Genomic DNA, 14,695 nt, shown 5'->3' with positions numbered 1-14,695 from the left:
CGAGCCTGCTCGCGAAGACGGCGGCACAGTCAACATCCATCCAAGCTGACCCACCGCTATCGCGAGCAAGCTCGCTCCCACAGGTTCTGTGCTAACCAGATAATTCACTGACACCACTAGAACCCAATGTGGGAGCGAGCCTGCTCGCGATGGGGGCGAGACATCCAACATCCATCCAAGCTGACCCACCGCTATCGCGAGCAGGCTCGCTCCCACAGGAGATTGGGTACCCACAAAAAACCCGGCCTTGGCCGGGTTTTGGGTCAACCGATCATTGCATCCAGGGCGGAGGCGGTTCTTCGGTTTTTCCGGGGGGAGCGTCGTCCGCGGCGCGTACGGCCTGGCGGCGTTCCTCGTCGAGGCGGGCGGCCTCGATCTCGCGCATGATCCCGCCGACATCCGCCAGTTCTTCCGGCTCGTCGAACTCACCGGTCAATGCGCTGGCCGGATGCAGGGTGCCAGACTCATACAGCGCCCACATCTCCTTCGCATACCGGGTGCGCTTGAGCTCCGGTGCAAAGCGGCCGAAGTAGGACGCCATGTTGCCCACGTCCCGCTCCAGCATGCTGAAGGCATGGTTGTTACCGGCCGCATCCACGGCCTGTGGCAGATCGATGATCACCGGGCCGGTCGGCGTGAGCAACACGTTGAACTCCGACAGGTCACCGTGCACCAGACCGGTACACAGCATCAGCACGATCTGCGAGATCAGGAACGCGTGGTATTCACGGGCCTGATCCGGCTCCAGCACCACATCGTTCAGGCGCGGCGCCGCATCGCCGTATTCATCGGCCACCAGCTCCATCAGCAGCACGCCTTCGAGGAAGTCGTACGGCTTGGGCACTCGCACACCCGCGTTGGCCAGGCGGAACAACGCCGCCACCTCGGCGTTCTGCCAGGCATCCTCGGCTTCCTTGCGCCCGAACTTCGAGCCTTTCGCCATGGCGCGGGCCTGGCGACTGTTGCGCACCTTGCGGCCTTCCTGATACTCGGCCGCCTGACGAAAACTTCGCTTGTTCGCCTCCTTGTAGACCTTGGCGCAACGCAGCTCGTTGCCGCTGCGCACCACATAAACAGCTGCTTCTTTACCACTCATGAGTGGGCGCAGCACTTCGTCGACCAGACCGTCCTCGATCAGGGGTTCAATGCGTTTTGGAGTCTTCATCAGCTTTTATTCTGGGTCCTTTATGACCAAACACGCGAATGACAGCCGTTATACGGCAATCCTTCCTCCACGGGGAGGGGTTGCCGACCTATGAACCTTCGATGCACACAATGTGCCGATAATCGACCGAGCCGAATCATAGCTGACAGCCGCCAGGCCGTCGGCATCTGAATGCGGCTGTATTTGCGACAAAATTTACGATGAGCCGAAATCCGCTGGCCAGATTCAATGCTTGAACAACTCCCCCGGCGTAACCCCGAACATCCCCTTGAACGCCGCAATGAACGCCGACGTGGAATCGTAGCCACACGACAGCGCCGCAACGGTCACGCTCTCGCCTTCCTCCAGCGATCTGAGGGACGACAGCAGCCGCATGCGCTGGCGCCAGGCGCGAAAACTCAGGCCGGTTTCGCGCTGGAACAGGCGCATCAGGGTTTTTTCCGATGTGCCCAGGCGTTCGGCCCACTCCTGCAGGGTAGTGTTCATTTCAGGTTGTTCGATCAACTCGTTGCACAACCCCAGCAGTCGATCATGGCGTGGCAACGGCAGGGAAAAGCCCACTTCCGGCAGCACTGCCAATTGATCCAGCAACACTTGCACCAGCCGTGCCTCCTGCGTATCGCCCTGTGGATAATCGGCCGGCCACTGACAAAACACCTTGATCAACTCCCGGGCCAGTGGCGTGACCTCCAACACCCGGCATCGATCATTGGCCCATGGGCAACTGTCGCGATGGACATACAGGCTGCGCATTTCCGCTCGCATCGAGGTCACGACCTGATGCTCCAGGTCGGCCGGTATCCAGATCCCCCACTGCGGCGGCGCGAAGAAACTGCCGGCGGCGGTGTGCACGCCGAGAACGCCACTGATAGCGTAGGAAAACTGCACCCAATCATGCCGATGGGCTTGGGTCCACGAACCGGCGCTCAGGCTTTCGACACGGGCATACAGCGGCCTGGGCAATTGCACCAGGTCGGGAATACGCCGCTCGAGCTGCTGATGTCCGTTAGTCGGCATTGATTGGCCTTATGTCGCAAGACGACGGTAAGAAGCGACGTTAGGCTAAGTCATCTCTCCTGACAACCTGCGGTGCCCTATGCATATCTTCCGACACCTCAAGCGCATGGTGACCGACTGGTTCCTGTGCGGCATGTTGCTCGCCACACTGCTGGCGTATTTTTTCCCGGGCTTTGGCGCCACCGGCGGCGCGATGCATGCCGAGTGGGTTGTCAATATCGGCATCTTCGTGGTGTTTTTCCTGCACGGGGTCAACCTGTCCGGCGAGCAGATCCGGCACGGCTTGAAGAACACCCGGCTGCACTTGATGGTGCAGGTGTTTACCTTCGTCGTGTTCCCCTTGATCTGGCTTGCGAGCAGCAAGCTACTGGGCAGTCATGTGCCGTCCCTGCTGATGCTGGGGTTCTTTTACCTGTGCGCCCTGCCCTCGACCATTTCCTCCTCGGTCGCCCTCACCGGCAGCGCGGGGGGTAACGTGCCGGCAGCGATTCTCAACGCGAGCCTGTCCAGCGTGCTGGGGGTTTTCCTGACGCCATTGCTGGTCAGCCTGGTGGTTGGCCGCGGCGATGGCGGTATCGACCTGGGTTCGACCCTGCTCGACTTGTGCATGATGTTGCTGCTGCCGTTGGTACTCGGGCAATTCCTGCGGCGCTGGCTGGCCGGTTTCTTTGGCCGCTACAAGCGTTACACCAGCATCATCGACAAATTGGTGATCCTGCTGCTGGTCTACGCAGCGTTCTGCAACTCCATGGTGTCCGGGATCTGGCAACAGCAAGGCAACGGTGTACTGCTCAGCGCGGTGCTCGGCAGCGCCGTGCTGCTGGCAATCATCCTGTGGATGACCACCCGCACCGCCCGTACCCTGCACTTCAACAATGCCGATGAAATCGCCGCGGTGTTCTGCGCCAGCAAGAAATCCCTCGCCGCCGGGGTGCCGATGGCGGCGTTGATTTTCGGCAACAACCCAGGCCTGGGGCTGATTCTGTTGCCGATCATGATCTACCACCCGATGCAGTTGATCGTCTGTTCGATCCTGGCCGAGCGCTACGCCAGCCAGCGACGAGCGATGCTCACCCAGCAGAACGAGACGCTGCTCAACGCTCGATGATCGCCGTCACGCCCTGGCCGGCGGCGGCGCAAATGGAGATCAGCCCGCGGCCCCGTCCTGCGGCATCGAGCAACTTGGCGAGGTTGGCGACAATGCGCCCGCCCGTGGCGGCAAACGGGTGCCCGGCGGCCAGGGAACTGCCCTTCACATTCAATCGGCTGCGATCTAGAGCCCCCAATGGCTTGTCGAGGCCCAGGCGGGTCTTGCAGTAGTCCGCATCCTCCCAAGCCTTGAGCGTGCATAACACCTGGGCGGCGAATGCTTCGTGGATTTCGTAGTAATCGAAGTCCTGCAGCGTCAGCCCGTTGCGCGCCAGCAGCCGGGGCACGGCATAGACCGGGGCCATCAGCAGCCCTTCGGCACCATTGACGAAGTCCACCGCGGCGGTCTGGCCGTCACGCAGGTACGCCAGGATCGGCAAACCGCGCGCCTTGGCCCATTCCTCGCTGCCCAGCAGCACCAACGAAGCGCCGTCGGTCAATGGCGTGGAGTTACCGGCGGTCATCGTGCCCTTGGCGCTTTTTTCGAAGGCCGGCTTGAGCGAGGCGAGTTTTTCCAGGGTCAGGTCCGGGCGCAGGTTGTTGTCCCGGGTCAGTCCGAGAAACGGCGTCATCAGATCGTTCTGCCAGCCTTCGGCGTAGGACGCGGCCATTTTCTGATGACTTTGCAAGGTCAGTTGGTCCTGTTCCTCCCGGGGAATCTGCCAGGTCTGGGCCATCAACTCGCAGTGCTGGCCCATGCTCAGGCCGGTGCGCGGCTCGTTGATGCGTGGCAGTTCAGGGACGAGGTGCTGAGGGCGCAATTGCAGGAACACCTTGATCTTCTCGGCGGTGGTCTTGGCGCGATTGGCTTGCAGCAGGATCCGGCGCAGCCCTTCGTTGACGGCGATGGGGGCGTCCGAGGTGGTGTCCACGCCGCCGGCAATCGCGCTGTCGATCTGGCCCAGGGCAATCTTGTTAGCCACCAGCAGCACCGTCTCCAGCCCCGTGCCGCAGGCCTGTTGCACGTCATAGGCCGGGGTGGTGGGCGACAGTCGCGAGCCGAGCACGCATTCGCGGGTCAGGTTCACGTCGCGGGAATGCTTGAGCACTGCACCGGCGACCACCTCGTCGATGTGCAGGCCATGCAGGTTGTAGCGCTCGATCAGGCCCTCGAGGGCGGCCGTCAGCATTGCCTGGTTGCTGGCGGTGGCATAAGGCCCGTTGGAGCGGGCGAAGGGAATGCGGTTACCACCGATGATCGCGACGCGGCGTAGCTGTGTCATGAAGAACTCCCCGAGTAGATTCGAATGCGCTGACGGTCCCGAAACAAATGCTGCTTGCGCACAAGCTTAGGCTTTATCTCGTCGATCGAACGACTGATTGCCGATCATGGTCCACACTTGGGAGCTCATCAGCCGGAGTACGTTCCATGTCTGACCGTTATATCGACTTCGCCAATTCGCCCATTGGCCTGCGCCTGGTCGGGGCCCTTGGCCTGCCATCGCCGGTACGTCTGGAACGCTGGCAGGCCGGACGGCTGCGGCCAATCGAGGGTGCGCTGCTGCTGGGCGGCGGGCCGCTGATCGAACCGATCAGCACGTTCGCCAAGCGCCTGACCGATGCCATTTTCGTCTACGGCGCCGAACCGACCCTGGCCACCGAGTGGATCCCCGGCCACGGTCCGAAAATCAAGGCGGTGGTGTATGACGCCAGCCACTTGGTCCAGGCCGATCAGCTCAAGCAGTTGCGGGAGTTTTTCCAGCCACTGATGAAGAATCTCGACCGCAACGCCCATGTCGTCATCCTCGGTCGCGCCCCGGAAAGCCTCACGGATCCCTTCGCCGCCAGTGCCCAGCGGGCGCTGGAGGGGTTCAGTCGCTCCCTGGCCAAGGAGCTGCGCCATGGCGGGACGCTGCAACTGCTCTACGTCGGCGACGGCGCCGAGGCCCAGTTGGAAGGTGCCTTGCGGTTTTTCCTCTCGCCCAAGAGCGCCTTCGTTTCCGGGCAGGTCATTCGCCTCAATGCCTGCCAGACCCAGGTCCAGGACTGGACGCGACCGCTCACCGGGCTCAAGGCACTGGTCACCGGCGCGGCCCGCGGGATTGGCGCCTCCATCGCCGAAACCCTCGCCCGTGACGGCGCCGATGTGATCCTGCTGGACGTTCCCCAGGCCAAAGCCGACCTAGACGCCCTCGCCGCACGCCTGAGCGGGCGCGCCGTGACCCTGGACATCTGCGCCGAAGACGCCGCCAGCCAGTTGATCGAACACTTGCCCGACGGCGTCGACATCGTGGTGCACAACGCCGGCATCACCCGGGACAAGACCCTCGCCAACATGACGCCGGAATTCTGGGACGCGGTGCTGGCGGTCAACCTCAACGCGCCGCAAGTGCTGACCAAGGCCCTGCTCGACAGCGGCACCCTGCGGGACAATGGCCGGGTGGTTCTGCTGGCCTCCATCAGCGGCATCGCCGGCAATCGCGGCCAGACCAACTACGCGGCGAGCAAGGCCGGGTTGATCGGCCTGGCCCAGGCCTGGGCGCCGCTCTTGCAGACGCGCGGTATCAGCATCAACGCCGTGGCCCCAGGCTTCATTGAAACCCGCATGACCGCCGAGATCCCCTTCGCCCTGCGCGAAGCCGGACGACGCATGAGTTCCCTGGGCCAGGGTGGCTTGCCCCAGGACGTCGCCGAAGCGGTGGCCTGGCTCGCGCAGCCGGGCACCGGGGCCGTCACCGGGCAGGCGCTGCGTGTGTGCGGACAAAGCCTTTTGGGAGCCTGACCATGACGATCCAATGGCATGAGGTCAGCAGCGCGCCAGGCATGTCGGGGCTCTACGCGAAAGCCGCGACACGTCGCAAGGTCACGGGCAAGACTTTGCCGGAGACAGGGTTGCGCCAGATGCTCCAGGTCGATCAGCAGCGCCTGGCGGCTTATCGCAAGGTCTGTGGTTTTGTCGACAACGGTCTGCTGCCACCGACCTACCCTCACGTATTGGCGTTCGCCCTGCAGATGCAACTGCTCACCGCCCGGGACTTCCCGTTCCCGCTGCTGGGGTTGATCCACTTGAGCAACCGCATCCGCGTGCTCCGTCCCATGGGCGGCGTCAGCCAGGTGCGGGCCAGTGTCCATGTCGAGAACCTGCTGCCTCACCCCAAGGGCGCGGTGTTCAACCTCGTGACCCGCATCGAAGATCAACTGGGACCGTTGTGGGAAGCCGAGAGCGAGATGCTCTGCAAGGGCGTGCAGCTTGATGGTGCGCTGGTAGAACCGCCCGCGCAGGCGAGCCCGGCGCTGACCGAAGTGGCGCGCTGGACCGCACCCGCCGACATCGGCCGGCAATACGCCAAGGTGTCCGGCGACTACAACCCGATCCACCTGAGCGCCATCAGTGCCAGGATGTTCGGCTTCCCCACCGCCATCGCCCATGGCCTGTGGAACAAAGCCCGGACCTTGGCGGCACTGGATGACCACATGCCCGAAGCCAACCTCGACATCGAGGTGACTTTCAAGAAGCCGGTACGCCTGCCCAGTGAAGTGACGCTGCTGGCGAGCGCGGCGGGGTCCAGTGGGGATTTACAATTGATGGGATCGGGGGAGTTGGAGCATATGACGGGGAAATGGCGACCGATTGCCTGAGGCAGGCGGTGGGTCAGCCTGCATCTATGTTGAATGGACTGCCGTCATCGCGAGCAGGCTCGCTCCCACATTGGATCTGCAGCGACCAAACATCGGTGTTCGACACAAATCCCCTGTGGGAGCGAGCTTGCTCGCGATAGCGGCGGGTCAGTTGCACTTATGTTGAATGTGCCACCGTCATCGCGAGCAAGCTCGCTCCCACATTTTGGATCTACAGTGAACAAGACATCTGTGTTCGACACAAATCTCCTGTGGGAGCGAGCCTGCTCGCGATAGCGATGGTCACCGCGGCGGGTAGTTGGACAGGATCCGCCCCACCGTCTCGCGCACCGCGTTGTCGCGGTCAGCCGGGTTGGGTGAGCTGCTGACCAGTCGCTCATCACTGCCGCGCCAGACCAGCTTGCCGTCCTTGCCATCGAGTAAGTCGATCTGCACCGTGGCGACCTTGTAGCTGACGTTGCGGGTTTCGTTGTACATCGGCCCGCCCCAGTAACCATTCCAGGGCCCGCCCCAACCGCCACCATAGTTGGTGGTCACTTGTTGCTGGCGGTCTTCGACGATCAGATAGGCCTGGACCAGGACATCGCCGCGCCCACCCGCGGCAGGGCGCAGGCCGCGCTGGTCGAGCTGATCGGCAACGGCCTGGCGGATTCGCTGTTCGGTCAGGTCGCTCTTGATCCGCGGATCATCCGGACGGTACTGCAACGCCGGGTCTTTCCAGCTCCAGCTTCGGTAGGCCGCAAAGTCGCGGCTGGTATCGAAATCATGGTTGACCTGATTGGTCGCACAGGCGCCGAGCAGCAGGGCAAGGCCCAGTAGAGCAAGACGACGGAACATCACTCTTCTCCTGTTGCGTAATCAACCTGGTGGATAGGCCGACATGGCCTTCTCCACCGCCTCGCGAATGGCATCGGTGTTATCACCCGGACGGCCCTGTTGACGGGTCTCGGCGCTGGCACTCCATACCGGTTGGCCGTTGCGGGCGTCGAACAGGTCGACGCGAACCACCACGACCTGCTCCTGATACGTGCGCACGACCGGCACGGTGTTGTACATGCCGTAGCCGGGACCGTAGCGGTTGTAGCCACCGTAGTAACCCGAATCGTAATCTTCCCGAACCTGGCGCAGGCGGGTCTCCAGCCGCAGGTCGGCGCTGACGAACAGGTCGGCCGGCCGGTTGTCATGCAGCGGACGCAGGCCGCGCTGGTCAAGGGCGTTGCTCACCGCCTCGGCCACCTGGGCCGAGTCCGCCCACGCAGTACCCGCCGGCAGGCGTCCGTTGAGCCAGGCCCAACTGCGATAGCGCCCATAGTCACGGGGTGCCGCCGGGTATGCGCTGCGGTCGAACACCGTGGCAGCCTCGGGCGGGGCCGGTGGCAATGGCCTGGAGGTGGCGACATAGGGGTTGGGGCCCTGGCAGGCCGCCAGCCCCAGACATAACATCAGTAATCCTGTACGGCCTTGCATTTCGCTCTCCGATCAGAGGGGACGGCAGATCCAGTGCAGGTAACGTCCCAGCCCGGCAAACGCGGGATGGCGACGGTGGGCCAGCTCCATTTCCAACAATTGCGGCAACTCGACCCGGCCCTGGAACTCCACCGGCATGTAGTCGTGAAAAACCCGCACGCCACTCTGGCTTTCGACCTGCCACGCACCCTCAAGTTGCGCCGCCAATTCTCGCGGATCAAGGGGTTGTTGCGGCGTCAGGCTCTGTTTTTCACCGGCCATGTCGTTTTTGCGCAATTTGCGGAAATGCCCCTTGAGCAAGTTGCGATAAACCAGCGCGTCCCGGTTGTAGAACGCCAGCGACAGCCAGCCGCCGGGTGCCGTGAGTTGATGCAGCACCGGCAGGATCGTGTGAGGCTCGGCCAGCCACTCCAACACCGCGTGGCACAGCACCAAGTCGTACGGCTCGCTGAGCTGGCCCAGCAGTGCCTGCCATGGAGCCTGGATGAAGGTTGCCTCCTGGCCGGCATCGGCAAACCGCTGGCGGGCGCCTTCGAGCATGGGCGCGGCCGGCTCGGCCAGGGTGACCTGATGGCCGCGCTCGGCCAGCCACAACGACATATGACCCAGGCCGGCGCCGATGTCGAGCACACGCAAGGGGCGCTCCGGCAATACTTCGAGCAGATCGGCCTGGAGCACCGCCAGGCGAATCGCGCCCTTGGCCCCGCCATAGATTTTTTCGGCGAAGCGCGTGGCCAGTTGATCGAAATGACGGTCGCTCATTGGCCGAACCGCCGCTCGCTGTCGGCCAGTTTGCTGCGCACCACGGCGTCCATGTCCAGACCCAATTCGCTGCACAGCAGCAACAGGTACAACACGATGTCACCAACTTCCTGCCCAGCGTGGGCCAGTTTGTCGGCCGGCAGCTGGCGCGACTGGTCCTCGGTCAACCACTGGAAAATCTCCACCAGCTCGGCCATCTCCACACTGGCGGCCATGGCGAGGTTTTTCGGGCTGTGGAATTGCCGCCAATCGTTGCGATCACGAATGGCGTGCAGGCGTTCAGTCAGTTCAACAAGGTTCATCGGGCTCTCCTGGATGCCCATAGCTTCCGGGGGATGACAGGGGAAGGCAAGCGTCTCGATACGAAGCGGCAATTTGCCCCATAATCGAACGAACACGGCGCCAACAGCTCCTACAATCAGGAAGCCAAGGCTTGTTCTCTTCATCAGGATGCAAACATGCAGGTAGAAAGCTTTTTCGAATGGCTCGGCCAGGCACTCGGCTCGATAATCCGTTTCATCGTCGACCTGCTGAGCGGCCTGTTCAACACCCTGGCCAATGCCGGCGGCAACTTTGTCGACGGCCTGTCGCGAGCGCTGGGCATGGACACCTCAATCATCAGCATCATCGCGCTGATCCTCGGCCTGATGCTGCTCTACTCGGCGATCCGCGCGTTCATGCGTGCGTCGATTGTGCTGGGGATTATCTGGCTGGTGCTGGGGCTGTGGTTGTTGAGTTGGATCATTCACTGACTCAAGGATCACCGCCTGCCCCGGGACAGTGTGATCTCCTGTGGCGAGGGGATTCATCCCCGCTGGGCTGCGAAGCAGCCCCAAAACCAGGCTCTGCGGTACATCTGGTAAACCGCGGCAGCCGGGTTTACGACTGCTGCGCAGCCGAGCGGGGCGGTGCGACGTTTCGCTAAATCCCCTCGCCACAAAAGCCCTCTGTTTATTCCATTCCTTCAGGTGTAGGCCCGGGCTACACCGCCTTGCGCCGTTGCCTACAACTACGCCAGAATCCGCCGGCTTGTGCGCCTTGGGGACGGGTTTTATTGTTTCCTGGTCGCTGACCAATCAGCGATCGGGTTTAGCAGCTCGGATAACATCAAGGCACGCCAGTGTCGCCATTTGAACAGTCTTCAGTATCGGACTGGCAGCATTATGGCGGCTATGCGTGGGGCACTTCGGTGCGCCGGGTTCCTTGATGCCTGGTCTGCTAACCCGCGTACAGCCGCCACCCAACTCGTTTAGCAGCGAAGGATGATGGCTCCACTCATCAAGGAGATTCACCATGTTCAAGGTAACCCCCAACCCACCGGTCAGCGATTCAACATCCCCCAGCGATCCCACCGACTCAACAGCCTTCGACAAAGCCGCCAAGCGCGCCCTCGATTTCTACCTCAAGCCCGAACCGCCCGAAACCGACCCAGGCCAGCTGTTCACCGTTGCGAACGGCATCGACACCGAATGCCTGCTCGCCAACCTCAGCGAAACCCTGGCCTCGGCCAATGCCATGGCCGCTGACCTGGCCTTCGACCTGGACGGCTCGCGCCGTCACGTGGCGCTGGGCATCCAGCAGTTGATCGAGCTGGGTGGCTTATTGGCAAACCGGGCGCTGGATAACGTAGACCCACGCTAGCCGAAGCAACACATCACCTTGTGGCGAGGGGATTTATCCCCGCTCGCGTAGGAGCTGTCGAGTGAAACGAGGCTGCGATCTTTTGATCTTTCACTTGAAACTCAAGTGGCAGGGGAAAGATCGCAGCCTCGCTTCGCTCGACAGCTCCTACAGAGTCCGGCGGGGATAAATTCTCTCGTCACAAACCCGCTACAATTGCGCTCCATCAAGGAGCCCCCATGCCCAACCTGCTCGCCGACTGGCGCGACCGCCTCACCCATCGTCGGGTCTGGGCGTTGGCCGCGCCGATGATTCTTTCGAACATTTCCGTGCCGCTGGTGGCGTTGGTGGACAGCACGGTCATCGGCCATTTGCCGCATGCCCATCAGTTGGGGGCGGTGGCGGTCGGGGCGAGTTTGTATACGGTGCTGGCCTGGGCCGTGGGTTTCCTGCGCATGGGCACCACCGGGTTCGCGGCCCAGGCGGCCGGGCGGGGTGATGGCGCGGCGTTGCGCCAAGTGTTGTTGCAAGGCCTGCTGCTGGCGATAGGGTTGGCAGTGGCGCTCGGAATCGTCGGGGTGCCGTTGAGTAACGTGGCGTTGCATTTCATGCAGCCGTCCGCCGAGCTCAATCAACTGACCCGGGACTTCTTCTATACAAGGCTCTTCGGCCTTCCGGCGGCACTGGCCAGTTATGCGCTGGTGGGGTGGTTTCTCGGTGCCCAGAATGCCCGGGCACCGCTGGCGATTTTGCTAACCACCAATCTGGTGAACATCGCCCTCAACCTGTGGTTCGTACTCGGCCTGGACTGGGGTGTGGCCGGTTCCGCCCGGGCTTCGGTGATTGCCGAATGGACCGGGGCGCTGGTCGGCCTGGCCCTGGCCCACAAAACCCTGCGGGCCTGGCCCGGACAGATTGTCTGGGCGACCCTGGGCTTGTGGCAGAGCTGGCGCCCGCTGCTTGCGGTGAACCGGGACATTTTCATTCGCAGCCTGGCCCTGCAATCGGTGTTTTTTCTGATCACCGTGCAAGGCGCGCGCCTGGGGGATGCGACCGTTGCGGCCAACGCGCTGCTGCTCAACGGGCTGTTGCTGACCGCCCACGCCCTGGACGGCCTCGCCCATGCCGTCGAAGCGCTGTGCGGCCACGCCATTGGCGCCCGCGACCGCCTGGCGCTGCGCCGCTCACTGGTGGTGGCCTGCGGTTGGTCACTGATTGCTAGCATCGGGTTTGCGCTGTTGTTTCTGCTCGCTGGGCACCTGTTCATCGACATGCAGACCGACATCCCCGACGTGCGTGACACTGCTTACCGCTACCTGCCCTATCTCGCCGCCCTGCCGCTGATCGCGGTCTGGAGCTATGTGCTCGATGGCTTGTTCATCGGCGCCACCCGTGCCCGGGAAATGCGCAACGGCATGTTACTGACCTTGTTGCTGGCGCTGCCTTTTGCCTGGGCGCTGCAAGGGTTGGGCAATCATGGGCTGTGGATCACCTTCCTGTTGTTCATGGCGTTGCGCAGCCTGACCCTCGGTGGCATCGCCTGGCATTTGCAGCGGCAGGATCGCTGGCTCGCGGCCCAAGCCGAATAACGCTTCACTCCTCATCGCCTTGCCACAACCGTCGCAGATACTCGAGCCGCTCGCGTTGGGAACCGCCCGCCAGTTCTGGCATAGGCCGGGCCTCGGGGTATTGCAGGCGCAGCCACAGCCAGCCGTCGAGGACTTCCCGTTCGGTGAACCCCAGTTTCAAGCCTTGCTCCAGGCAATCCCAGAGCGCGCGATATTCACGCCCGGTGGCACGCGACCACTGCCAGGCGTGACGCTCCAGCAGGCATTGCTGCAATTTGCCCTGCTGCCGGGCGCTGAGGCTGTGTTCGTTCTCCAGTGGCGCCACGGGCAACCGGGGGTTGGACAGTTGCTGCCAACCCTGGCAGCCGATGGCCCGGTCGGCCCAGGTACCGCCGAACCAGCGCAGCAAACGGATGGGCCCCAGCCAGCAACTGAGCTCCCCGGGGTCGCAGCCGTCGAAAAAATAACTGGCGGTGTGAGGGTTGTAATAGCTCAGCAGCGCCTTGTGGTGAGGACCCAGGGTCACCGTCAGCATGCGTCGCAGATGCGCCAGCAATTGCGTGACCGGCGATTCGCTCACCAACAACAGCCCTGGCCAGGAACCGGCGTCGAGATGGCATAGACTGGCCAGGGCCGGTGATTGCTGCAAGTCCACCAGCAGCGGGCCATGCTCCTTGAGCCCGTGCCATTCGGTGTCTTCGAACAAGGCAAAGCACCTTGTTTGCGGGAACTGCTCTTGTAGACGCTGCGCCGCCCTGGGAGCGCCGGGTAGGTCGAGCAGCAGCCAGTGGGGGGTTGATCCGGACAGGCTCGCAGCGCTCATGGCACGGCACCCGGGTTGCGCCGCGTCACCAGTCGGCAGGTACAGATCGGTTGGTCACAGGAACCGAAGCTGCCGCCTCCGGGGAGCAGGCACAGCAACACCAACGGCTCGGCCGCCTGGATCGCGGACAACAACATCGGATCGGCTCCGGACGGCCAGGGTGTTTCGTGGGCAGTCGAGTCCGGGGACATTTCATCGGGTGTCTCAGCAGCGAGCGGCACGTCGAGAAACGCGCTGATCATGGGGCGATCCGGGTCACCTTCACGGAAACTCACCAACACCTCGGTGCCCGCACGGAAGGTGTCTGTCGCGCAGGCAGCCAGCTCGGGCGCCAATGGCAGCCAGCAATGACTGGGACTGGCCCCCTCCCCCTGATAGACCCAATCGAACTGCACCGCCACCCGCCCGACCATCTGCAACGCCGGCTCGTCCACCTCCACGATCCATCCGCGCTGTCGGCCCAGCATGCGCGGCTTGGCAGGAAGCCCGGTCGCCACGAACGGCAACCCCCAGGGAACGGCCTGAAAATGGCTGCCATAGCCCCAGGCATCAGCCCGGTGCTCGACTTTCGTCAGCAGCCAACGCAGGTTCCAATCGGCAAAAGGATGCCCCGTCAGCGACAGTACCTGCCCGCTGTACAAGCCCATCAGGTCACTGCTGCCCTGGGCGACCTGCTCTCCCGTGGCGCTGGTTTGTACGTTGAAGACCTGAATCCCCGGAGTCGCTCCGTAGCCGGCCTCGTCGACCGGGGAAAAGCCGCCCGCACTGTCGGCGAACACCAGGCACTGCCCGTCCCGAGCCTGTTCGAAGTAGAAGTGGATGCCCGTCTGGGCACACACCCGCTGGAGAAATTGCAGATCCGACTCACGGTACTGGGTACAGAAATCCTGCGGCGGATAGTCGCCCTTCAGATCCAGGCACAGCTGACGACCGCCAATGCCATGGGCCTTGAGTACCTGGCGGATGATCTGCGGCACCGTGCAGTCACTCAGTACCCGCTGATTGAAGCGCTGCGCCAGGCAGGCCAGTTTCGGCCCGATACGCAGGCGACAACCATCGCCGGGACGGTGCTGCACAAGTTCGTGAATCTGCCCGTGGATGCCCCCGCCCGACGCCCCGAAACTCAACCAGACGCTGCGGTACAACAGGCCCGCCAGGTCTGGCGGCGTGTTGCCGGGCGACAACTCCAGCTCATAGGCGAAAGGCTCGCTGATGGCTTCGCTACCCATGAAGGCCGAAACGACAAAGGGTTCGGGCAGACCGGCTATCTCCAGACGAAATGATGGCTCGCAGGCTGGATCGGACATCGGCGTATCTCTACAGGAGGGGCGGCCGGGGATTCTCGCTGAGAGCCATGGCGGAGTAGAGAGCCCAAGTACAAGTTAGGAAAGGGACTACATGAAATGAGGACAGCGCTGGGTAAATGACCCGGCGTTCGGAAATAACAGCGGCACAAATAAAAACGCCCTCCAGGCCTATCCGAAAAAACCCGCGATGCGCGGTGAGTTTTCTGACAGACCCGGAGGGCGATGCCGATCAATCAAG

General features: G+C 63.0%; 15 protein-coding genes. 6 read left to right on the top strand and 9 right to left on the bottom strand.

Annotated features, from left to right (window positions below; all coding sequences use genetic code 11):
• Nucleotides 1-271: 271 nt before the first annotated feature.
• On the bottom strand, nt 272-1,165 hold the full coding sequence (locus LOY67_RS03285; protein WP_265065929.1) for a PA4780 family RIO1-like protein kinase: 894 nt from the start codon (nt 1,163-1,165) through the stop codon (nt 272-274).
• 225 nt (nt 1,166-1,390) lie between these two features.
• Complete coding sequence (locus LOY67_RS03280) at nt 1,391-2,182, bottom strand: AraC family transcriptional regulator (protein WP_265065928.1); 792 nt, start codon at nt 2,180-2,182, stop codon at nt 1,391-1,393.
• Nucleotides 2,183-2,261: 79 nt separating this feature from the next.
• Here LOY67_RS03280 and LOY67_RS03275 point away from each other — a divergent pair, with 79 nt between their 5' ends.
• Entirely contained in the window at nt 2,262-3,290 is a 1,029-nt protein-coding gene (locus LOY67_RS03275; RefSeq protein WP_265065927.1) for a bile acid:sodium symporter family protein, read from the top strand.
• Here the strand turns inward: LOY67_RS03275 and LOY67_RS03270 are convergent.
• The gene (locus LOY67_RS03270; RefSeq protein ID WP_265065926.1) at nt 3,277-4,554 is read right to left on the bottom strand and encodes an acetyl-CoA C-acetyltransferase; all 1,278 of its coding nucleotides are present in this window, start codon (nt 4,552-4,554) and stop codon (nt 3,277-3,279) included. The genes LOY67_RS03275 and LOY67_RS03270 overlap by 14 nt on opposite strands.
• A 146-nt stretch (nt 4,555-4,700) precedes the next feature.
• Between LOY67_RS03270 and LOY67_RS03265 the strand changes: the two genes are divergently transcribed.
• Entirely contained in the window at nt 4,701-6,053 is a 1,353-nt protein-coding gene (locus tag LOY67_RS03265) for a 3-oxoacyl-ACP reductase (protein ID WP_265065925.1), read from the top strand.
• Between the two features lie 2 nt (nt 6,054-6,055).
• A complete protein-coding gene (locus tag LOY67_RS03260) occupies nt 6,056-6,910 on the top strand; it encodes a MaoC family dehydratase (RefSeq protein WP_265065924.1) in 855 nt (284 codons plus the stop codon).
• A 282-nt stretch (nt 6,911-7,192) separates the two neighbouring features.
• On the opposite strand, the gene LOY67_RS03255 is transcribed toward LOY67_RS03260, so the two are convergent.
• The 4 genes from LOY67_RS03255 to LOY67_RS03240 are packed head-to-tail and all read right to left on the bottom strand — an operon-like array spanning nt 7,193 to nt 9,441.
• Nucleotides 7,193-7,747 carry a DUF4136 domain-containing protein gene (locus LOY67_RS03255; protein ID WP_265065923.1) on the bottom strand — a complete coding sequence of 185 codons (555 nt, stop codon included), beginning with the start codon at nt 7,745-7,747 and terminating at the stop codon, nt 7,193-7,195.
• A gap of 21 nt (nt 7,748-7,768) precedes the next feature.
• Nucleotides 7,769-8,377: a DUF4136 domain-containing protein gene (locus LOY67_RS03250; protein WP_265065922.1), complete on the bottom strand. Its 609-nt coding sequence runs from the start codon at nt 8,375-8,377 to the stop codon at nt 7,769-7,771.
• Between the two features lie 12 nt (nt 8,378-8,389).
• Entirely contained in the window at nt 8,390-9,139 is a 750-nt protein-coding gene (locus tag LOY67_RS03245) for a methyltransferase domain-containing protein (protein WP_265065921.1), read from the bottom strand.
• Nucleotides 9,136-9,441 carry a MazG-like family protein gene (locus tag LOY67_RS03240; protein ID WP_003186192.1) on the bottom strand — a complete coding sequence of 102 codons (306 nt, stop codon included), beginning with the start codon at nt 9,439-9,441 and terminating at the stop codon, nt 9,136-9,138. The genes LOY67_RS03245 and LOY67_RS03240 overlap by 4 nt, the downstream gene beginning before the upstream one ends.
• 156 nt (nt 9,442-9,597) lie before the next feature.
• Here LOY67_RS03240 and LOY67_RS03235 point away from each other — a divergent pair, with 156 nt between their 5' ends.
• The 3 genes from LOY67_RS03235 (at nt 9,598) to LOY67_RS03225 (ending at nt 12,348) form a co-directional block, all read left to right on the top strand.
• A complete protein-coding gene (locus LOY67_RS03235) occupies nt 9,598-9,891 on the top strand; it encodes a hypothetical protein (RefSeq protein WP_024780721.1) in 294 nt (97 codons plus the stop codon).
• Nucleotides 9,892-10,432: 541 nt separating this feature from the next.
• On the top strand, nt 10,433-10,780 hold the full coding sequence (locus LOY67_RS03230; RefSeq protein WP_265065920.1) for a DUF6124 family protein: 348 nt from the start codon (nt 10,433-10,435) through the stop codon (nt 10,778-10,780).
• A 218-nt stretch (nt 10,781-10,998) separates the two neighbouring features.
• On the top strand, nt 10,999-12,348 hold the full coding sequence (locus tag LOY67_RS03225; protein WP_265065919.1) for an MATE family efflux transporter: 1,350 nt from the start codon (nt 10,999-11,001) through the stop codon (nt 12,346-12,348).
• A 4-nt stretch (nt 12,349-12,352) separates the two neighbouring features.
• Here the strand turns inward: LOY67_RS03225 and LOY67_RS03220 are convergent, their stop codons facing one another.
• Both LOY67_RS03220 and LOY67_RS03215 read right to left on the bottom strand, forming a co-directional pair.
• Nucleotides 12,353-13,150, bottom strand: coding sequence for a DUF4123 domain-containing protein (locus LOY67_RS03220; RefSeq protein ID WP_265065918.1), 798 nt, complete (start codon nt 13,148-13,150; stop codon nt 12,353-12,355).
• The gene (locus LOY67_RS03215) at nt 13,147-14,457 is read right to left on the bottom strand and encodes a type VI secretion system Vgr family protein (RefSeq protein ID WP_265065917.1); all 1,311 of its coding nucleotides are present in this window, start codon (nt 14,455-14,457) and stop codon (nt 13,147-13,149) included. Before LOY67_RS03215 ends, LOY67_RS03220 begins: the two co-directional genes overlap by 4 nt.
• Between the last annotated feature and the right edge of the window lie 238 nt (nt 14,458-14,695).

The sequence above is a fragment of the Pseudomonas sp. B21-056 genome, assembly GCF_026016325.1.
In the GTDB taxonomy this organism is placed as follows: Bacteria; Pseudomonadota; Gammaproteobacteria; order Pseudomonadales; family Pseudomonadaceae; genus Aquipseudomonas.
The sequence above is the reverse complement of the archived record's forward strand: the minus strand, read 5'-3'. Positions and strand labels throughout refer to the sequence as shown.